Raw genomic sequence first — 20,939 nt, 5'->3', positions numbered from 1 at the left:
CAAAACTTAGTTTTCTATATTTAACAGGATAATATCCAAATAGAAAATATCACTTTATGAAAATAATTGGCCAATTTATTCGTTATGCATCTTTTTACAATAAGGCATAATAATTTTATCAATTCGCAGGAAAAAGGAAGTGAAAGCTGATTGGAAAAGGAAAAAAAGAAAAAGTCCCATTTTCCCTTTCGTTTAAATTTCCTTTTTTTCAGTGTGTTTTTATTGTTTTCCATCCTCATTCTAAGGCTTGGCTTTGTTCAGATTGTCTATGGAGAAAATTTCAAGAGGGATTTGGAACGAAAAGAAGGAATTACAGTAAGTAACCCAGTTCCAAGAGGGAAAATGTTTGACCGGAATAACCGAGTTATTGTGGATAATATCCCGAAAAGCGCCATTACCTTCAGCAACGAAGGATTTTCGCTAACAGAAATGCTTGAAACAGCTGAGAAATTAGGAAAACTAATCGATAAAAATACAGATAAACTAACCGACAAAAATAAAAAGGATTATTGGATTATAAAAAATCCAAGGCAAGCGGATGCAAAAATCACCAGGAAAGAAAAGGAATTGTTTGCTGCAAAGAAATTAACGGATCAGGATTTATATAAATTAAAACTAGAACGCATAAGTGACGCGGAGATGAATTTATCAGAGGAGGAACTAGAGGCAGCCGCCATATTCCGAGAATTTACCAGCGGGTATAAATTCACTTCACAACTTGTTAAAAATGAAAACGTAAGTGATGGGGAATATGCTGTTGTCAGCGAAAATCTCGAGTCCCTTCCGGGCGTCGATACGACTACCGATTGGGAGCGGTCCTACCCTTTTGATTACACACTGAGGTCTGTCCTTGGCAAAGTGACTAATTCGGATGAAGGACTCCCGGCCGACCAGCTGGATTATTTTTTAGCAAGAGGATACAGCCGTAATGACCGGGTTGGCAAAAGTCAACTGGAACTGCAGTATGAGGAAGTATTAAGGGGATATAAAACAAAAGTTAAAAATGTAACCGATAAAACCGGAAGGGTCATTGAATCGCTGCCTGTCTCAGACGGCCAAAAAGGGAAAGACCTTGTCTTAACCATTGACATGGACCTGCAGAAAGCTATTGACAAGATCATCGAAGAAGAACTCTGGGCTGCCAAAAAAATGCCGGGTACTGCATTGACTGACAGGGCTTATGTTGTTTTAATGAACCCCTTTACTGGCGAAATATTGGCCATGTCCGGAAAGAAAATTGTCAAGGATTCTTCTGGGAGAAAAGTTATGGAGGATGATGCCCTTGGCACGTTTACAACTACATATAATGTTGGTTCCACGGTGAAAGGGGCAACTGTCTTAACCGGATATAAAACGGGAGCGATTTCACCTGGAACGGTATTTGATGATGCCGGAATTAAAATTAAAGACACTCCGCTTAAAAAGTCTTATGCTTATTTAGGAAGATTAAATGAAATTGAGGCGTTAAAAAAGTCCTCTAACGTTTATATGTTTCATACAGCCTTAAGAATTGGCAACGCGCATTATGAATACGATAAGCCATTAAATCTTAAAAATACTCAAGCGTTTGAGACCATCAGAAATTCCTTCGCTTCATTTGGTCTTGGGACAAGAACTGGTATTGATTTACCAAATGAGCAAACTGGATTTAAAGGAATGAGCAGGCTTCCAGGATATTTGCTCGATCTGGTCATCGGACAATATGATACCTACTCAGCAATGCAGCTTGCCCAATATGTTTCGACCATCGCTAATGGCGGCTATCGAATGCAGCCTCATGTCGTGAAGGAAATCCGCCTGCCTGCTTCGGGAACGGAGGAGCTGGGTTCCGTGGCAAGGGAAATTTCTCCTGTCGTTTTAAATACAATTGATGCCAAAAAGGAATGGCTGAACCGAGTACAGGCGGGCTTTCGCAAAGTCATGCAAGAACCGGGCGGTACGGCCTTTAAATTTTTCGAAGGTGCTGCTTATGCACCTGCCGGAAAAACAGGTACAGCAGAAGCCTTTTATGATGGCCCATTAAGAAGCCGCTTTGGTGATATTCCTCCAGCAGTTATGAACCTAAGTCTTGTCAGCTACGCTCCAAGTACTAATCCTGAGGTGGCCATGGCCGTTTTAGTTCCATGGGCCTTTCAAGGAGATGAAGATAACAAGGCTAATTTAAAAATTGGCCGAAGGGTTTTGGATACCTACTTCCAATTGAAAAAACAATAAGGGTAAAGGGTGCTCCTTTAGCACCCTCTTATTTTTTCTCCAAAACACTTTTTACTGCCTTCTCGATTTCGGCATAACCTGTGCACCGGCAAATATTGGATTCCAGCCATTCCTTGATCTTATCGTTACTTGCATCTGGGTGCTGTTTAATTAGTGCATGGCAGTTCATGATAAATCCTGGTGTACAATATCCGCATTGAAAGGCGAAATTTTCTACAAAGGCTTTTTGGATAGGTGTATCCTTTAGCCCTTCAATTGTTGTTATCTCTTTTCCAATGGCCTCAACGGCCAGCATCAAGCATGATTTCATCGGCCAGTCATCCACATTTACCGAACATGCTCCACAATCACCATTTAAACAGCCTGGTTTTGCGCCTGTCAGCCCAAGTTTTCCACGCAGTACAAATAAAAGGGTGTCCGCAAATCTGGCGGTCACCATTCGCTTTTCTCCATTAACATTCAATGGAAAAGTGTGCAAGCTCATTAAAAGCTCCCCCTTTTTTTACACTGTCATTCCATCCAAAGCTCGAAGGACATCAATAAACAAATTCTTTAATACAAATAGGCGGTATTCAGTCGATCCTTCAATATCGTTTAAAATGGGCCGGGGCAAAACAGTAAGTGCACTTTCGACTCTTGCCTCACCAGTCACTCCCTGTCTGTTTATTGCTTCCTCCACTTCCCTCGAACGGAATGGAAACGGGCATAGTCCGCTAATGGCAACGCGGATTTCCCTATCGATTTTAAGAGCCGCAATAGTAATCAGAGGATAGCCTGTGTCCCACTGTTGACGCCGTTTTATACTGATAAAAGGTGCCTCAACAAACCTTCTTTCAGTAGCTATTTGAACGAGAAATTCTCCTTTTTCCAACTGAAGTTCTCTGTTAAAAACATCGTGAATAAACGCTGTTTTCACACCTTTAGGGCCAATAAGAACCACCTGGCTATCCGCTAATAAAAACGGCAATACAGCCTCCCGATAAAAAATTTGTCCGCATAAATTGCCTCCGACTGTTATCTTCCCTCGGGCAGTGTGATCGGCAATTTCCCTTGAGGTCTTTGTTAAGAGGGGGAAAGGGTTTGCCTCTTCGATTTCTGATAAAGATAAGGTACTCCCTACAACCAAATAATCCCCATCCATCTCCATAACTCTGCCTTCTGCTATCCCCTTAATATCAATAACAGCATCGGTATGAGCCAAATCAATTCTTCCAAGTGTAATAAGTTCAGTTCCGCCGGAAAAAAACATCGGCTTTTTTCCTTGCTGTGCTAAGTATTGGTATAATTCAACAGCTTCGTTGAGCGATTGCGGCCTGTAATAATCAAAATCAAATGGAAGCATTTTTTGCTGCCTCCTTTGTCTTCCATACTAATTCTGGAATGAGCGGCAAGTGGTTCAGGGATACTCCCGCCGCCAGTGACAATGCATTTCCCAATGCTCCAGGCATCCCCATCAGTCCGTGCTCCCCGACACCGCGGGCACCATATGCGGAATCAAGGGCAGGGGTCTCAATAAAGCCAACTAAATATTCTGGGTTCTCTCCGTAGCGAAGCGGACGATACGTTCGCAGCTGTGGATTTAGGACTCTGCCAAGTTCATCAAAATAAAAAGTTTCTCTGCCGGCAAAAGCGAGTCCCATGCTCATCGCCCCCATTACTTGGCCGAGGGCTGCCTTTTCATTCATAACTTTCCCTATATCGACGACCGTGCACGCCTTAACCAGTCTGTAGGTGTAATCCCGGCGGTCGAATTCAATTTCAACACCATAAGCTGCAGGCGTCCATTCCGGGCCCGGTTTTCCAGCGCCGGTCTCAGGATCTAAATGGCTAAGATGCCTTAAAACAATATTGCCCTTTCCGATAATTTGCCCGCCAATGGCGTTCCCATTTGGATACTTATAGCCGTAGCCAATCTCTTTGAAATGTAGTCCGATCGCAGGATCATCGCGTAAATATACCCGGCTTCCTCCCACCTCTAAATCTTGGATCGGCGCCCTTAATACACAGGCTGCAATCTCTTTTAACTGACGAATAACATCTTCCGCTGCTTCTAAAACCGCTCTCCCAGCCATATAGGTACCACGGCTGGCCACTGTTTTCCAATGTTCGGGTGTCGTCTGGGTATCCACCTCCATCCGCACATGAATTTTATTGACATCCATTTTCAACCGTTCAGCAAGAATCTGCGCGAGAACCGTTTTCGTCCCGGTGCCAATTTCAATCACACCAGACATTAAATTGATGCTCCCGTCCCGGTTAAACGTCAAAATTACCCCTGAAGGTGCATCAGGGTCAATCGTTGATGTTTTCCAGCTGCAGCTTATCCCTTTTACCCTTACGTACCGCTCATTTATTTCTTTTACAGGTCCTTCATTCCAATTGAACAGTTCACTTAATTTCTCAATACATTTTCGCAAGTCCCCAACATTACTTCGATTCAAAAGAACTCTTGTCGGCGTTGTATCCCCTGGCTGAATGGCATTAATATATCGGAGCTCCAGCGGGTCCATGTTTAATTTCCCGGCAAGGATATCCATGGTTCGCTCGATTGCAAAGGAAAGCTCTGAATGGCTGAAGCCCCTGAATGGTGCAGCATACGGGTGGTTTGTATACATACAATAGGAATCGCACCAGACATGATCAACCTTATAAGGGCCGGTACAATCTACCGCGCCAGACCTCGTTACATCTATCGCTTTATCGGAATATGCGCCCCCATCCCATAAGTATTGAATCTCAGCAGCCTTTAGTTTCCCGTTGCGGTCTGCGCCAAATTTCACGGTGGCATCCAGGCCGATATGGCACGGAGAAGTCAGTATATCTTGTTCTCTTGTATTTAAAAGCTTAACTGGCTTTCCGCCGACTTCCTTTGAGGCGAGGTAGGCAAGTACCTCAAGCTGGACGGATGCCTTACCGCCATAGGCACCGCCAACGAATGGTGTATGAACAATAATTTTTCCGATGTCCTCCTCAAAGTAATCGGCAATTAACCGTTTTGCCATGAAGGGTGCCTGAGAAGAGGTCATAATGGTAATTTGTCCATCAGGTAATATCTCAGCTGTAGCACATCTTGTTTCTATCGCCGCGTGGTCGGACGGGGCAAATGAAAAGCTCGCTTCGACCACAACATCACTCTCAGCCCAGCCTTTTTCCATATTTCCTTTACGGATTTTAATATGAGTAGCAATATTGGTGCCGGGCACCGGGTGAGAATCCTCTTCTTTTTTGTATTCACCTAACCGTTCATGAACCAAGGGGGCATCCCTTCTAAACGCTTGAGTAGGTGAATTAACGACAGGCAATGGTTCATATTGGACATGTATCAAATCAGCAGCCGTTTTCGCCTGCCCGGGAGTATCTGCCACTACCAGGGCAACTGGTTCGCCGTGATACCTAACCTTATCAACGGCAAGAGGCGGCCGGTCCCGAATGGCCTCACCCGTCAGCGGATACCGCTTTCCTGCAATAATTGCCCTGACTCCCGGAACCTGCCTGGCCTTCGAGGTATCAATGCTGACAATCTTGGCATGGCCATATGGACTAATGACCATTTTTGCTGACAGCATTCCGCTGGTTTGGTAATCATGTGTGTATTTGGCCCGGCCCGTCACTTTATCGAATGCTTCCTTGCGAATGACACTTTTACCAACGACTTCCAAATCAGATCCCTCCCCAACTCTTTCTTTTTCCTCGTCCAGTAAATGCCGGCTAATCAGGTATAGTCCATAAGTGCTCTCCTTTTTCACGGAGCGGTTTTCTACATGCCTCGATCATTTCCGCAATGATACTTATGGCAATTTCAGTTGGCCCCTTCGCCCCGATTGACAATCCAACCGGTGAATGAACCCATTCCGGAATTTTCTCTCCATTTAGGAGTCTTGAAGTTCTCTCTCTAGGTCCAAGAACCCCTAAGTATCTAATATTCTCAACTAGCATCGGCAAGAGAATTTCCTGATCCCTTTGAAAATGATGCGTCATAATCACGACAAAATCATAGGGTGAAAAAATGAGTTTCCTTAAAAGCTCCCCGGGGAACCCTATTAAAAGCTCGTCTGCTGCAGGAAAATTTTGTTCCTGACAAAGCGCTTCCCGCCAATCGCACACCGTAACGGAAAAACCGGTTTCTGCCGCCAAAGAAACGAGCGATTTTGCATCCGGCCCAGCCCCAAAAACGATTAACCTTGGCTTCGGCTGATAGATGTGCTGAAAAACGATGCCATCTGTCATCAGCCCACTCTTGGAGACAAAATTAATAATAGGAAATGAGCCTCCCCAACAGCCAAATGCTTCTCCTTTTTCAGGAACAAAAACATACTCCCCCAAATGGCCCAAGTTCTTAAAACCTGCCACTTTGATATTGTTATCGAGTAATTTTTTTACCAATTTTATATCTTCTTCCAGCTTCTGGTTAATCGGCTCAAGCAAAATACCAATAGTCCCATTGCAGCCCTTTCCCCAGCCTATGTCATCTTCCTCAGTCAAATCGTACCAGACAAGCTGAGGCTCTTTGCTATCAAGAACTTTTTTTGCCCATTCCGCTAAATCGGCTTCCACACAGCCGGCACTTACCATCCCAGTCTGAGTTCCGTCGTCTATAAAAATCATCGAAGAGCCTTCTCTTTTATAGGCAGATCCCTTTACATCAACAATAGTTGCCAGCACTTTTTTTCCGGGATGGTTAAGTACATTAATTATTTGAAAAAAATCATCCATGACTCTCCCCCGCTTCAACACATAAAGTCCTACCCTATTTATATGGCCGGGTAGGCTATTCCTAGAATGAAAATTCATTATTTAACGGCTAGAGAGGATTGCTTAAGGACATGCTAAAACAAAAATACGGGAATGATTGACTTGAAACAAACACGTGCGTTGTTTATAACAGGCGTTGCCTCGGGAACCATGCTGAACCCCCTAAATTCATCGATGATCGCTCTGGCATTACATAGCATTCAGAAGGACTTCCAACTTTCCTTTTCAACCGTATCCTGGTTAATTACCGCCTTCTATTTATCGAGTGCTGTAGCACAGCCGGTAACAGGAAAAATTGGAGATATATTCGGCAGGAAAAACACCTTTTTGTTTGGACTAGTCCTTGTTGCCCTTTCAGCTATTGGTGCTCCTTTCTCTACGACCTTCCTATTATTAGTGGTAATGAGATTAGTTCAATCGATTGGCAGCAGTGCGATTTATCCTTCAGGGATGGCGTTAATCAGGGAACATATCAAAGAGCGGCAAGCATCTGCCCTCGCCGTTTTGTCAATTTTCGCCTCGGCAATGGTTGCGCTTGGGCCGACGATCGGCGGCTTCTTAATTGTCTGGGGAGGCTGGCCGGCGATTTTCTGGGTGAATCTTCCTTTTGTTTTCCTTAGTTTCACGCTTGGCTGGTACATGTTTCCTAAGGATGTGAGACAGGATAAGGAAACGGTTAAAAGGTTATTCTCCAACCTTGATTTTTGGGGAATGTGCTTTTTTGCTGCTGGAATGGCATTATTTTTATGGTTCTTGCTTTCCTTTGAAAAAAGTGTCCATTATTCAGCAGGGATTGGAGGCTTACTCTTTTTTGCTTTATTTGCTTGGAGAGAATTGAGGGTTAAAGAACCATTTATTGATATTCATATTTTTAAAACCAACCCTCAACTGACTTTGGTTTACGTGCAGTTCATTTTGTTAAATATCTTTTTTTATTGTTTATTTTTCGGTCTGCCTGCTTATTTTCAGGAGGCAATGGGGCTTGGCGTAGAAAAAAGCGGCATGCTTATGCTGTTTATGTCGGGAGTCAGCATTATCATATCAACATTTGCAGGGAAATGGGCAGATAAATCTGGTGTGTATCAGCCGATTATGGCGGGGGCATTTTTATCAATTATTGGGGCCTGTTCCTTTACATTCTTTTTTGTTGGAGCTTCCTATATGGTGATTGGAATCCTGTTATCGATTATGGGGCTAAGCTATGGTATTGGCAATGTGGTACTTCAAGTGGCGATGTTAAAAGAAAGTCCAAAAAAAATAATCGGCACAACTTCCGGATTGTTTCAAACCTGCCGATATCTAGGCTCGATTTTTTCCACCATCATTCTTGGCATGATATTTGGAGCTGAGGCATCGCCTGAAAAAATGAAAATCGTTGGCAGTATTATGATTATTCTTGGAACGGCCAGCTTTTTAATGAGTGTATGGTTTTCTAGGCAATCACTACGATTCGGGAATTTTAAACAAGTCTGAAGAAAAGGAACAAGAGCTTCATTGGCCTTTGTTCCTTTATTTCTTTTCCATCAGCTTCTTAATTTCTTCCCTTGGACTCCAGCAATTGAATTTATAGCTGGACTTTGTCTCATATCCTAAGCGTTTACAATAGTAAAACATTCCTTCCGCTTTTCTCTCAGCTTTAAAATGCTGACAGGTTGCGCAGCAATGATAATCTTTCATCAATATTTCCTCCTCTAAAAGGGTTTCTTAATCTATTAACTTTTCATTCATAATTTTTTCATATTTAAGCATTATGATAAAAATAGGTTCGATATTGGAACCATTCAACCTCCGCCCCCCTTTTAATAGATATTGTTTTTGCCCGGCCTTTCTTGGCCGGGTATTTTTTTATGTATAGTATATAGGTAAAATATATTTTCTTATACTATTACTTTCTAATTTTTTGTAATAAGAAAAGACCTTTACGAATTGCGAAAGGTCTTTTCAGTCTTTTATAAATTGCTGTTTGCGACCAAGATAGCGAGATTTACAAATAGGTAAGACTGATATCGCTGATAGTTGAAAAGACATTACTAGTAATGTAGAAATATTGTAACAAAGCGACCATTCACTAGAAGACTACAATTTTATAATGGACCTATAAAGCATTTTTAGGGTTACAAAAAAATCTATGAAACTTGGTGATAAAAATGCAAGGATTTAGTAAGGGACATCTTCAAGGAATGGGGCATGGCCACCCAAATGGAGGAGGAAAAACAATTGATTACGATCAAAACCCATTTATCGTCATTTGGGAAGTTACCAGGGCCTGCCAGCTAAAATGTGTACATTGCCGGGCAGATGCACAGCTAACACCTGACCCGCGGGAGCTATCTAACGAAGAAGGAATCAACCTCATTGATCAGATTTATGATATGGGCAATCCAATGCTTGTTTTCACTGGCGGGGATTGCATGATGCGTGAAGATCTATTTGAACTGGCGGATTATGCCATCAAAAAAGGCATGCGGGTTTCAATGACGCCAAGTGCGACACCGAATGTTACGATCGAAAGAATGAAACGGGCAAAGGGGGTTGGACTTTCCCGCTGGGGCTTCAGCCTTGACGGTCCGACACCAAAAATTCATGACCATTTCCGAGGGACACCAGGTTCCTTTGAATTAACCCTTGAGAAAATAAAATACCTAAACGAATTACAAATGCCGCTGCAAATAAATACTGTTATATCAAGATATAATTACGACCATCTGGAGGAAATGTCCAAGCTGGTTGGAGAGCTGGGTGCTGTCATGTGGTATATCTTCCTGCTTGTACCAACAGGAAGAGGCCAGCTGGATGCCTGCATATCACCCAGAGAGCACGAAAAAGTTTTCCGCTGGCTTTATGAATTGAGTAAAACAGCCCCCTATGATATTAAGACGACAGCGGCACAGCATTACCGCCGTGTTGTCCTTCAGCAGAAAACACGTGACCATCTGATTGAAAAAGGGAAGATTCGCTACGAGGATTCGATTACAACCGATTCCGCCTCGATGCACGACGGGCTGAAGCGGGCGCCAAAAGGCGTAAATGACGGAAATGGCTTTGTTTTTGTTTCCCATATTGGCGATGTGATGCCAAGCGGCCTTCTGCCGATTGTGGGCGGGAACATCCGCGACGAGCCTTTGGCAAAGATTTATCGTGAGTCAAAAGTATTTAAAGAGCTGCGCAAGCCTGATAATTATAAAGGAAAATGCGGCGTATGCGAATACAACAAAATCTGCGGCGGTTCCCGTTCGAGAACTTACGCCGTCACCGGAGATTATTTAGAAAGTGAGCCATTCTGCGTTTATATTCCCCTAGCGATGCGGAATAAGGAAACTGCACCGATTGAATGATAAAATTTTAAAAGGGCCTTCTTGACAGAAAGCCCTATTCTTCATTCTATTAATCCTGTATCCGTTAGATTAACCTTAGTATCTACTTTAAAGACTATTTTTGGATATATTTGTTTCCATTCCTCCCAATCATTTTCATTAAAATGGCGGGATCGATAGCGCAGTCCAAAACCAATTGGGTCAAGGTCGGACTTCTGAATTTTCACCAAAACTTCTTTAATAAAACTGTTAACTTCTTTTTCTACTTCCTTTTCATATTCGGCTAATTTCGTATTGGGGATTTTTCTGTTTGTCTCCTCTACGATTCCCTTTATTTTAATATCAAATTTTATGAATGGAGATTTCCCCTTTGGCGTATATATTTTATACTTTGAGTTAATTTTTTGCGTATCGATAAAAAACCTGGTTTTACCCTTTCTTGCCCATATCGCTGATTTTTCCTCCTTATTTAATAGGAAGTTCATGGCTTTTGTTTCCTCAGGATTAAGGGTGAGTTTCATCTGACTTTTATTAAAGAGACTGGTGGTATTGATTTCAAATAAATCCTTTTTAGCTTCCACAATCGGCAACATAGGGTCCAACCCCCTTTCAATCAGCCTCATCTTAAAATCGAACAGGAAATCTGGCAGAATATAAGGTGTTTCCGAGCCGTCTTTTCCCATCGCAAGAAATAAAGAATTGGAGGGAATTTGTTCTGATTTCGGTTTAACCTTAAGGACTTCCAACGCACTAGGCTTGGCTACCGCCACCCACGAAATCAATTGAATATCTCTGCGTCGTGAAAGCCAATAGTATATCCCCGCATTACCCTTTTGTTTTGCCAGCTCCTCCCCAACCAAAATCAACTTGGCGTGACTAAAATCAATCTCCTTATCCACTTTTGTTTTAATAATGCGAACAGCATCCGACATCGAGTCCGCTTGTTCCGATACAATCGTGAATTCGTTTGGCTGTTGTTTTGACCCGCTAGGTACGGCAAGTTTTAGGTGGACATCATATTTTTTTGAACTGTTCGCGGCAAGATCGACCCCAATACTGACGACAAACAGGCGCTTATCGATATCCTTGAAACCGCACCCAGTCAAAAGTATAGAGCCGATGACAATGATAGCTGCAACAGTCCAATTCTTTGCGTAGTTCATGCTAACTGCCTCCTTGCCCATAAGCTAAAAGAAATCACAATGACTACTTCAACACCAATTCGGGCAATCATCCAATAGACCGTAATTTGATTTAAAAGGATTGTTTCAAGGAACATGACAGCAATTACCGCGCACCCAGAGTAGCCTGAAAGGACAATCCATTTCATCTTTTTGTTTTCCTTTTTCCTAAACATCCCCTTAAATATTTCAAACGTGTTATGCCAATGTATTGAGATGCTCATAAGTGTAATACTCATATAAAACAATAAAAATATAAAAATGACTCGTTCTATCGGACTATAAACGAGGCGCAGGGAATCTGACGTCGAAATCCAAGGGTATAGATATTCCTGGGCACCGTCGGATCCATGAAACCCGATTGGAATTAAAAAGGTAGTAAACAAATTGAAAATACCCATAAAAAGGACAATAACAAAGTTCCAAACTTTAAGTTTTTCTTTAATTACTCGATTAAAAATAACAAGATTGGCATAACCGCTAAATACGTAAGAAGCTGCAGCAATGGATTTAATACTTGGCCGATCGAACAGATGGGTGCCAACTTCAAGAATGGAATCCCAGCTAATATAATCAGTGGTAAAGGCTTTAAAAATGATGAAACCGATTAACGGTGTATTCATAAACAGGACAATTTCTAAAATATACATAACTCTTTCAGTAGGAAGCTGAATTATAAATATAATAGCGATTAAATAAATTGACAGCAGTAATAATCTTGGCATTTCCGGGTTGATAAACCGGGTTAAGACATCAATAAAACCAACCAGAGTTATGAGACCAGCGGAAAACCCGGCAAGTTGAATAGTGCCGAAATGGAGAATTGTTAACCACCGGCGCTTAAAAAATTTATCGGCAATTTCAGGGAGCCCTTGCCCTGGGAATTTCGTGATGGCTTTACTATAAAGGCAGGAAAGGGTAAAACCAATCGGTATGGCAATCAACACACCCATTACCGCTCCTTCATACCTGTATTCAATTAAGATTTTCGGTATAAAAATGATTACGTTAATTAACATATTGATTAATATTAAATAGAGAAAATATCGGTTCAATCCCCTCCCTCCTTACCTAAGTTATTTTTTATTTGGCTTCGTTTGTATTAATGTAAGGAATGGCTGGCCAAAGCTGTCAAGCTTAACCATGTACGCAATAAACAACAAAAACCCGATACCTACACCGACTAGCCCGAACACAGTGGCGAGTCCCAAAACGATATATTTGACAATTCTTACTGAAAAACTGAAGGCGTTAATAGGGACAACAAAATTGGAAATGGCTACAGTCGATACTATGATAATCATAATGTTACTCACTAGCCCTGCCTCCGTTGCTGCCTGTCCCAAAATTAAACCGCCTACGGTTGTTGCCGTTGGTCCAATCGCTTTAGGCAGACGTATGCTGGCCTCTGTCAACATTTCCATCATAAACAGCATCAGCAATACTTCAACAAATGAAGGATACGGAACAAGATTGCGGCTCCCAGCAATCGATAAGGCCAATTGCACCCGATATATCTCCGGATTATAACTAGTTGTCGCCACATACAGCCCCGGTAAAACTATGCTGACAAAAAGGCCGATATAACGCAAGGTTTGCAGGAATTTCCCAACCCAATAAGTTTGATAAATATCAGCCATTGAAGCCATAAAGTCCTTCATTGAAGTCGGCAATACAACTGCAAATGGCGAACCGTGGATTAATAAAATTATTTTTCCTGTAGACAAGTTTATGGCGACTCGGTCCGGTCTTTCTGTCACAAGCATGACTGGAAACAGGGAACGATTACTTTTTTTGATGCTGTCAAGCAGCTGTTCCCCGGTTTGAAACATATTAATCTTGACATCGCCCAAAAATTCTTTGATACGGCCTAATGTTTCCATGTCAGCAAATCTAGTGTCATAAAGGAGCATCACCTTCGTCTTGGAAATAGTCCCCACTTGCGAAGATTCAACTTTCAGTGTTGCTTCCGGATAACGATGCCGGATCAGTCCAAGATTTGTCGGCAAGCTTTCGCTAAACCCCGATTGCGGCCCTTGAATTGTCGTTTCCACCGTGGTATCTTGAACGGCATTATTACGGTCAACCTTGCAGTCAAATAAAAAAATATAGTCCTGATAAAAAAGGACTGCTTCTCCCCTAAGCAAACTTTCGACCGTTTGCTCCACGGTCTTAAACGTTGATATTTTTGGATGGGATTGAAGGTAATCTAGAAATAACTCAGTGCCTTGGATTTCAAAAAAAGGTTTAAGGACATATTGGCCCAAAACCTGTTCATCACTAATTGATTTTATATAATAGGTTTCTAGATATTTTTCCTTGGTGAAGTTTTCTTTAAAAACTACATCTTCCGCCTTTTGAATTTTGTTCATTAGGCTTTTTTTGATGGATTCCACTTTAGTAGTCGGCATATGTCTCCCTCTTAAACAACTGCTTTGTCCGTTACTGTCCCACAATGGCTGGTATTTTATTCTAAAAAGAGAGGGTATTTATGGGTAATGTTTTTGGTTTTGCGACGTGTTTAGTGGTATTATCTTAGTAGTTTTTTTAACATTTGTGTGCTTTTAAGGAGTCTATATGATAAGAACCATTGCTATAAAAAACAATAAGGAAATCGTCGAAGATGTGGATATCGTTCACTTGGTGAAAGGTAATTTCCAGTGGTACTGGATTGATTTTAATCAGCCGACTGAAGAGGAAATCGAATTCCTTAGGGACCCACTTTCTTTTCACCCATTAGCGATTGAGGATTGTATCCATCATTTACAAAGGCCCAAGCTGGATTATTATGAAAACTATACATTTTTTGTCACTCAATCATTAAACCTGGAAACGATTTCAAAAGAAGAAGTGGATTTCTTTCTTAGCGGAAACTATATTGTTACCTTTCATCATAGCCCTTCAATGGAAATTAATGAGGTATGGAACCGTTTAAGTCAATCTCCACATATTCAAAAATGGGATCCGTCCCATGTGCTTTACAATATTATTGATAAAATGGTCGATAACTATTTTCCTCCTGTTTATAAGATTGAAGACCGCTTAAGTGAGATTGATGAGAATTCATCAGGCAGATCGATGGAGTTTTTATTGGAGGATTTGTTCGATACTAGGCATCAGCTTCTCTCGTTACGACATACGATTACACCGATGCGAGACCTTATCTATCGAATGTTAAATTCGCAGAGGATGACGGAAATGCAAGGGAAAATGGTCTATTTCTCCGATATTCATGACCATTTGTTGAAACTAACGGAAATGATTGAAGCAAACAGGGAATTAACGACAGATATCCGGGATAGCTATATATCCATCAACTCGCATCAGACAAACCATGTCATGAAGGTCTTGACTGTCATCACAACCATTTTTATGCCACTTACTTTTATTGCCGGCCTCTATGGAATGAACTTTCATTATATGCCAGAACTTAATTGGAAATATGGATACTTTTCTGTCCTTTTACTGATGTTCCTAGTCGGGATTTGGATGTTCCTATGGTTTAAGAAGAAAGGATGGTTTAAGTAACTAAAGGGGTGTCCTTAACAATTTATTTCATACTTTTGGGACACCCTTTAAATTCTCCTGTGATATCATTTAACTTTTTTCCCCCGGATTGTAATAGTAAGGATTCCCCTTATGTTCCTTTATTACATCATTATCAATAAATAACTTGCCGTTTTCTAAATAAGTGGCTAATATGATGTTCTCCACTTTATCACCCGTTTTTTCTACCTCGTTCATCAGCCAGCCTTGTTCTAGTTGGAGATATTTTAGATTATGATAAATAATTTGCCCGTCCATAATAAGAGGTATTGGGACATACTCTTTCTTCACCTTTAAATTCAAATCATTCGGCTGAATTGGCCGGTATTCTGATTTGGGTATCACACTAATGCTTCCCGTTTCCTCCATCACAGCAAGATCAATATTTTGCGTATCTGTATACCCTTGCACCCTTAAATGTGATAATAATTCATTCATCGGCATTCGCACCTTTTTCAGTCCTGTCCGATCAATATCACCATTACGAATTAACACTGTAGGACTTTCGTAGATAATCCATCTTAATTTATTATGTAATGATAGACGAATTAAAATTTTATATAATACGACTGTTATTGCTGCATAAGTTAAAGCTTTGCCTAGTTTATTTACTTCAATAGGCGTACTAATAATATTTGTTAGGACAAAGATATACAAAAGATCGAAGGTATGCATTTGCGATACAGCCTTTTTGCCTGTCACCCTTAAAAATACGTATCCTGCTAAAAATACGATAATTGTTCGATAGATTAATTCCAAAATGTATCTCCCCTAGCAATAGTAAGACGACCTTTTATCACGATGTTAGTATTAGATTTTTTTTTGCATCTAAACCAGATGCATTTTTATTAACATAGAAATTTAGATGTATAATAAAAGGGATCGCTATTTTAGAGAGGAGAACGTAATTGTGGCATATCCAAATACGGAAGATACGATGAATCTATTAACAGAGTTAGTCTCCATTCCAAGCCCATCCGGCAATACGAATGATGTGATTACCTTTGTTGAAAAATTCTTTGCTGAATTGCAGATTGAAACGAAAAGAAATCGTAAAGGCGGCCTTATTGCAACATTGGAAGGCAAAGACAAAAGCCAGCATAGGATGCTGACCGCTCATGTGGATACCCTCGGTGCCATGGTAAAGGAAATTAAAGCTAATGGCAGGCTTCGCATTGACCTGATTGGCGGATTTAAATATAATTCCATTGAAGGTGAATACTGCCAAATCGAAACATCCAGCGGCAAGAAATATACCGGAACCATCCTGATGCATCAAACATCCGTCCACGTTTACAAAGATGCCGGAAAAGCGGAACGGAATCAGGAGAATATGGAAATTCGAATTGATGAGAGGGTACATACAGCAGAAGAAGTCCGCTCACTTGGAATTGAAGTCGGAGATTTTGTTTCATTTGACCCGCGTGTTGAGGTGACACCGAGCGGATATATCAAGTCCCGCCACTTGGATGATAAAGCAAGCGTGGCTGTTCTCCTGCAATTAATAAAGCAGCTTAAAACAGAGAATATTATTCTGCCATATACGACTCATTTTTTAATTTCAAATAATGAAGAAATTGGTTACGGAGGCAATTCCAATATTACGCCGGAAACGGTTGAATATTTAGCGGTAGATATGGGAGCAATGGGAGAGGGACAGTCAACCGATGAATACACAGTATCCATCTGTGTGAAGGATTCCAGCGGTCCATATCATTACGGCTTACGTAAACATCTAGTGCAGCTTGCAGAGGCAAACAATATCGGATATAAGATTGATATCTATCCACACTATGGGTCAGATGCCTCTGCTGCCATCCGGGCAGGACACGATATCGTCCATGGTTTAATCGGCCCTGGCATCGATTCATCACACGCGTTTGAACGGACCCACAAATCGTCGCTAGAAAACACAGCCAAGCTTTTGTATCATTACATTCAATCTAAGTTAATTTTATAAAGCCTTCTAAATAAAAATAATTGTACAGATACTCGGGAATGGATATTGTCCCCAGCGATTTTTTTATGTTGTCTAATACCTTTTTTAACGATTGTCTCTGCTAACAGGCCAGTTGATTTCCGCTCCGGGCATTCGCTTTCCACGAGGAGGTCCTGGAGCCTCCTCAGCGCTGAAAGCGAATGCGGGGTCTCCAGTGACCTCTCTATCCCGCAGGAGTCGAATGCCCTCACTCCAATCAACTGGGAGGCAAATCAACTAGAGTATTGCAAGACACTTTTCATCCTAATTAAATATGGCCGATCTATTTTTTTGGAAGGCTGCAGAAGGGATCGTTTATTCATTAGCATTCTTTAATCTTTTTTGTACTTCACTAGCTTTATGAAGGACATTTCCTTCTTGGATTTCTTTGATTTTGTCCTTCATCAGCTTTATGAGGGACATTTCCTTCTTGGATTTCTTTGATTTTGTCCTTCATCAGCTTTATGAAGGACATTTCCTTCTTGGATTCCTTCGATTTTGTCCTTCATCAGCTTTATGAAGGACATTTCCTTCTTGAATTCCTTCGATTTTGTCCTTCATCAGCTTTATGAAGGACATTTCCTTCTTGAATTCCTTCGATTTTGTCCTTCATCAGCTTTATGAAGGACATTTCCTTCTTGGATTTCTTTGATTTTGTCCTTCATCAGCTTTATGAAAGACATTTCCTTCTTGAATTCCTTCGATTTTGTCCTTCATCAGCTTTATGAAGGACATTTCCCTCTCAAATTCCTTCGATTTTGTCCTTCATTTGTTTTATGAGGGACTTTGGTTATGCATTGTGAGTTGAAGGTCTTTATTGAATACACCCGTTGTGCGGAAGGCGCGAAGACTCTTGCGAGAGTACGGGGCAATGGAGCCTCCTCGGCACGCACGCGAACTGCTCGCGCCTGGAGCGCAAATCAACAAACTTTTCAACTGCCTGTACTCCCCCCCAATTCCTTTGGAGTTTCTTAATTAAATTTAATAATTTATTAAGTTTTTATTTATTGAGGCAGGAATAAAAGCTATTTATGATTAGTTAGTACAGTAAATAAGCGGTTCATTTTACCTACGTCAAAAACAACAATATTGGAGGATTTACCAATGTTTGCTAGATTGAGAGTTTTCTTTGCCAATCAAAAGATAAAATGGTTTGGCGGATTTTTTTATTACTTGCTTATCCTCCTTTTACTATTCTTTATGTACGGCTTCAACGACGCAAGCGCAGGTGCTTATATTTATAACGATTTTTAATGGGAGGCATCCAAGATGAAAATGTTATCAAACCTTCAGAGTTTCGCACTTACAAATCCAAATACATTGGCATATATCTCTCCCACTGAAGAAATCACTTATGGTGAGTTATGGAGACAATCGGAACAAATTGGAGCATATATTCTCAACCAAATGAATGAAAGAAAAACTCCGGTGATTGTCTACGGCCATATGGATGCTTCCATGATTAGTTCTTTTTTGGGCTGTGTAAAAGCGGGATTAGCTTATATCCCCGTAGATACCTCCATTCCAATCGATAGAATCATGACGATCATAAGCCTTTCACACGCGGAATTGTTTATCAATACAACCGGGATGGACCTTGATTTTGATAACCTTCCTGTCACTATTATTAATTTTGAAAAAATCATGGTTAGACAGGAAGCAACAAGCCCTATCCATGTTGAAAATTGGGTTGACGGTGATGAAAACTATTACATTATCTATACATCCGGCAGTACGGGCAATCCAAAAGGTGTGCAGATTTCCGCTGATAATCTGCAAAGCTTTGTCGATTGGATGTTGAACGACTTTCCAATCACAAGTAATCAGCGTTTTTTAAACCAGGCGCCCTACTCTTTTGATCTTTCCGTAATGGACCTATATCCAGCACTTGCAAGCGGAGGGACTATTTTCGCTATTACAAAAGAGATGATTGACAAGCCAAAGCTGCTATTCGAAGCATTAGCAAAATCAAAAACAGAGATCTGGACCTCAACTCCGTCTTTCGTGCAAATGTGCTTAATGGATCCATCCTTTAACCAAGAGCTATTACCGGAACTGCGTATATTCTTATTTTGCGGTGAAATCTTGCCGGCAGCGATTTGCCAGCAGTTAATGGGACGATTCCCTTATGCCAGGATTTATAACACCTACGGGCCTACGGAAGCGACGGTTGCGGTAACCTCCGTTGAGGTAACAGCAGAATTGCTTGAAGCGAATCCTAATCTGCCAATTGGAACACCTAAAGCAGATACCCAGATTTTCATTGTCGATGAAAATGGTACCCTCGTCCCACCAGGAGAAAAAGGTGAAATGATAATTGTCGGTCCTAGTGTAAGTAAAGGCTATCTTGGGGAAAGAGAGTTGACCGAAAAAGCATTTCTTCGTTTCGAAGATAAACTGGCCTATCGAACAGGTGACGCTGCCTTTATCGACGAAAAAGGTTTTATTTTCTACAAAGGCAGAATGGATTTTCAAATCAAACTGCACGGCTACCGGATGGAATTGGAGGAGATTGAACATCATATTGCCAATTCCAAATATGTTAAATCTGCAGCGGTAATACCATTTTACCAAAATGACAAAATAGAGTATTTACTTGCAGCCATTATTCCAACTGCTCATGAGTTTGAAAAGGAATTTCAGTTGACCAATGCTATCAAAAAAGAACTCAGCGGGGTTTTGCCCGCCTATATGATTCCGAGAAAATTCTCCTATTTTGAAGAACTGCCAATGACGGCAAACGGAAAAATGGACCGCAAAAAATTCAAGGAATTGGTGTTGCAATGACACCATATGGTTCTTTTACATTCTTTATCATCCTTGCTTTACTTTTAGCGCCAACTGCTATTCTGGGACTTATGGGAAAAAGGTTTCACACTTACAATATGGTGATTACGGTTGCTGCCCTGGTCTTAATCTTCGCTTCATCTCTTAAGCAAGCTGCGGCCTTAAGTCTATTTACCGTCTGGCAGGTTGTATTAATACAGTCATATATTTCTTACAGAAAAAAGAGCAATCGCAATGGCGTCTTTTATGGTGCCGTAATTCTATCGATTTTACCGCTTGTTCTTTCCAAGCTGCTGCCCTATTTTTCAAATGTTAATTTCATCGGTTTTCTAGGGATTTCATATTTAACGTTTAAGGGCACACAATTAGTGATGGAAACAAGGGATGGACTTATTAAGAAAAACCCTCCCTTTCCCCGTCTGCTCTATTTTATCTTGTTTTTCCCGACTATTTCTTCGGGCCCGATTGACCGCTATCGCCGTTTTGAAAAAGATATGGACCTTGAAATATCAGGTGAACAATATAAATTGTTGCTTTACGAAGGAATCAATAAAATTTTTCGCGGCTTCCTATATAAATACATTATCGGATACTCTATTAATCACTATTTTATAGCCAATCTAAGATTTATTGCTCACAGTCATCTTGAGAATCATCTTTATTATATGTATGCTTACAGCCTTTACCTATTTTTTGACTTTGCCGGTTATAGTGCGTTTGCAGTTGGTGTCAGCTTTATTATGGGGATTAAATCACCGGAAAACTTTAATAAGCCATTTCTCAGCAGAAATATAAAAGATTTCTGGAACCGCTGGCATATGAGTCTTTCTTTTTGGTTTAGGGACTATGTCTATATGAGATTTGTCTTTTGGATGACTAAGAAGAAATGGACAAAAAACAGGTACCTGCTCTCAAATCTGGGCTACATTTTGCTGTTTTTATTAATGGGAGTCTGGCACGGACTTGAGTTTCAATATATCATTTATGGGATTTACCACGCTGTTTTAATGGTTGCCTATAATTCTTTTGAGCAAATGAATAAAAAGCATAAATGGTGGCCGCAAAATAAATGGACAAATTTCATCTCGATTGTGATTACCTTTCATTTCATTTGCTTTGGTTTTTATATTTTCTCTGGACAATTATTCATAAAGGAGCTTGATTAAG

General features: G+C 40.9%; 17 protein-coding genes. 8 read left to right on the top strand and 9 right to left on the bottom strand.

From position 1 onward, the window contains the following. Nucleotides 1–150: 150 nt before the first annotated feature. Nucleotides 151–2,214 (top strand): peptidoglycan D,D-transpeptidase FtsI family protein, encoded by a 2,064-nt coding sequence (locus ACZ5AE_RS11960; protein WP_464572533.1) that lies wholly within the window; start codon nt 151–153, stop codon nt 2,212–2,214. 28 nt (nt 2,215–2,242) lie between these two features. Here the strand turns inward: ACZ5AE_RS11960 and ACZ5AE_RS11955 are convergent, their stop codons facing one another. The 4 genes from ACZ5AE_RS11955 to ACZ5AE_RS11940 are packed head-to-tail and all read right to left on the bottom strand — an operon-like array spanning nt 2,243 to nt 6,927. Then, the gene (locus ACZ5AE_RS11955; protein WP_464572531.1) at nt 2,243–2,698 is read right to left on the bottom strand and encodes a (2Fe-2S)-binding protein; all 456 of its coding nucleotides are present in this window, start codon (nt 2,696–2,698) and stop codon (nt 2,243–2,245) included. Nucleotides 2,699–2,716: 18 nt separating this feature from the next. Beyond that, nucleotides 2,717–3,556: an FAD binding domain-containing protein gene (locus ACZ5AE_RS11950; RefSeq protein WP_464572529.1), complete on the bottom strand. Its 840-nt coding sequence runs from the start codon at nt 3,554–3,556 to the stop codon at nt 2,717–2,719. Beyond that, complete coding sequence (locus tag ACZ5AE_RS11945; protein ID WP_464572527.1) at nt 3,543–5,873, bottom strand: xanthine dehydrogenase family protein molybdopterin-binding subunit; 2,331 nt, start codon at nt 5,871–5,873, stop codon at nt 3,543–3,545. The genes ACZ5AE_RS11950 and ACZ5AE_RS11945 overlap by 14 nt, the downstream gene beginning before the upstream one ends. Before the next feature lie 49 nt (nt 5,874–5,922). Further along, nucleotides 5,923–6,927 (bottom strand): XdhC family protein, encoded by a 1,005-nt coding sequence (locus tag ACZ5AE_RS11940; protein ID WP_464572525.1) that lies wholly within the window; start codon nt 6,925–6,927, stop codon nt 5,923–5,925. Nucleotides 6,928–7,059: 132 nt separating this feature from the next. On the opposite strand from ACZ5AE_RS11940, the gene ACZ5AE_RS11935 reads away from it, so the two are divergent. Continuing rightward, nucleotides 7,060–8,439, top strand: a complete 1,380-nt coding sequence (locus ACZ5AE_RS11935) for an MFS transporter (RefSeq protein ID WP_464572523.1) — start codon at nt 7,060–7,062, stop codon at nt 8,437–8,439. A gap of 36 nt (nt 8,440–8,475) precedes the next feature. On the opposite strand, the gene ACZ5AE_RS11930 is transcribed toward ACZ5AE_RS11935, so the two are convergent. Further along, nucleotides 8,476–8,643 (bottom strand): hypothetical protein, encoded by a 168-nt coding sequence (locus ACZ5AE_RS11930; RefSeq protein ID WP_464572521.1) that lies wholly within the window; start codon nt 8,641–8,643, stop codon nt 8,476–8,478. A gap of 470 nt (nt 8,644–9,113) precedes the next feature. On the opposite strand from ACZ5AE_RS11930, the gene ACZ5AE_RS11925 reads away from it, so the two are divergent. Then, on the top strand, nt 9,114–10,301 hold the full coding sequence (locus ACZ5AE_RS11925) for a TIGR04053 family radical SAM/SPASM domain-containing protein (RefSeq protein WP_464573607.1): 1,188 nt from the start codon (nt 9,114–9,116) through the stop codon (nt 10,299–10,301). Nucleotides 10,302–10,342: 41 nt separating this feature from the next. Here ACZ5AE_RS11925 and ACZ5AE_RS11920 read toward each other — a convergent pair whose 3' ends face one another. From ACZ5AE_RS11920 to ACZ5AE_RS11910, 3 genes are read right to left on the bottom strand one after another with little or no spacing between them, the layout of a single operon-like run. After that, a complete protein-coding gene (locus ACZ5AE_RS11920) occupies nt 10,343–11,443 on the bottom strand; it encodes a Ger(x)C family spore germination protein (RefSeq protein WP_464572519.1) in 1,101 nt (366 codons plus the stop codon). Then, nucleotides 11,440–12,516, bottom strand: coding sequence for a GerAB/ArcD/ProY family transporter (locus ACZ5AE_RS11915; RefSeq protein WP_464572517.1), 1,077 nt, complete (start codon nt 12,514–12,516; stop codon nt 11,440–11,442). Before ACZ5AE_RS11915 ends, ACZ5AE_RS11920 begins: the two co-directional genes overlap by 4 nt. A gap of 21 nt (nt 12,517–12,537) precedes the next feature. Continuing rightward, the gene (locus ACZ5AE_RS11910) at nt 12,538–13,872 is read right to left on the bottom strand and encodes a spore germination protein (RefSeq protein WP_464572515.1); all 1,335 of its coding nucleotides are present in this window, start codon (nt 13,870–13,872) and stop codon (nt 12,538–12,540) included. A 166-nt stretch (nt 13,873–14,038) separates the two neighbouring features. Here ACZ5AE_RS11910 and corA point away from each other — a divergent pair, with 166 nt between their 5' ends. Continuing rightward, nucleotides 14,039–14,989 carry a magnesium/cobalt transporter CorA gene (gene corA, locus ACZ5AE_RS11905; RefSeq protein ID WP_464572513.1) on the top strand — a complete coding sequence of 317 codons (951 nt, stop codon included), beginning with the start codon at nt 14,039–14,041 and terminating at the stop codon, nt 14,987–14,989. Between the two features lie 69 nt (nt 14,990–15,058). Here the strand turns inward: corA and ACZ5AE_RS11900 are convergent, their stop codons facing one another. Further along, the gene (locus tag ACZ5AE_RS11900; RefSeq protein WP_464572511.1) at nt 15,059–15,766 is read right to left on the bottom strand and encodes a DUF421 domain-containing protein; all 708 of its coding nucleotides are present in this window, start codon (nt 15,764–15,766) and stop codon (nt 15,059–15,061) included. Between the two features lie 151 nt (nt 15,767–15,917). Here ACZ5AE_RS11900 and ACZ5AE_RS11895 point away from each other — a divergent pair, with 151 nt between their 5' ends. From ACZ5AE_RS11895 to dltB, 4 genes are all read left to right on the top strand, one after another. Beyond that, a complete protein-coding gene (locus tag ACZ5AE_RS11895) occupies nt 15,918–16,967 on the top strand; it encodes a M42 family metallopeptidase (RefSeq protein ID WP_464572509.1) in 1,050 nt (349 codons plus the stop codon). Between the two features lie 1,122 nt (nt 16,968–18,089). Further along, nucleotides 18,090–18,239 carry a teichoic acid D-Ala incorporation-associated protein DltX gene (dltX, locus tag ACZ5AE_RS11890; RefSeq protein ID WP_464572507.1) on the top strand — a complete coding sequence of 50 codons (150 nt, stop codon included), beginning with the start codon at nt 18,090–18,092 and terminating at the stop codon, nt 18,237–18,239. 15 nt (nt 18,240–18,254) lie between these two features. Continuing rightward, nucleotides 18,255–19,772 (top strand): D-alanine--poly(phosphoribitol) ligase subunit DltA, encoded by a 1,518-nt coding sequence (gene dltA, locus ACZ5AE_RS11885; protein ID WP_464572505.1) that lies wholly within the window; start codon nt 18,255–18,257, stop codon nt 19,770–19,772. Continuing rightward, a complete protein-coding gene (gene dltB / locus ACZ5AE_RS11880; RefSeq protein WP_464572503.1) occupies nt 19,769–20,938 on the top strand; it encodes a D-alanyl-lipoteichoic acid biosynthesis protein DltB in 1,170 nt (389 codons plus the stop codon). Before dltA ends, dltB begins: the two co-directional genes overlap by 4 nt. Nucleotide 20,939 lies beyond the last annotated feature (1 nt).

This window comes from Neobacillus sp. S1227 (assembly GCF_055385255.1).
Note: the sequence above shows the minus strand (reverse complement) of the source record. Positions and strands in the feature narration are given on the sequence as shown.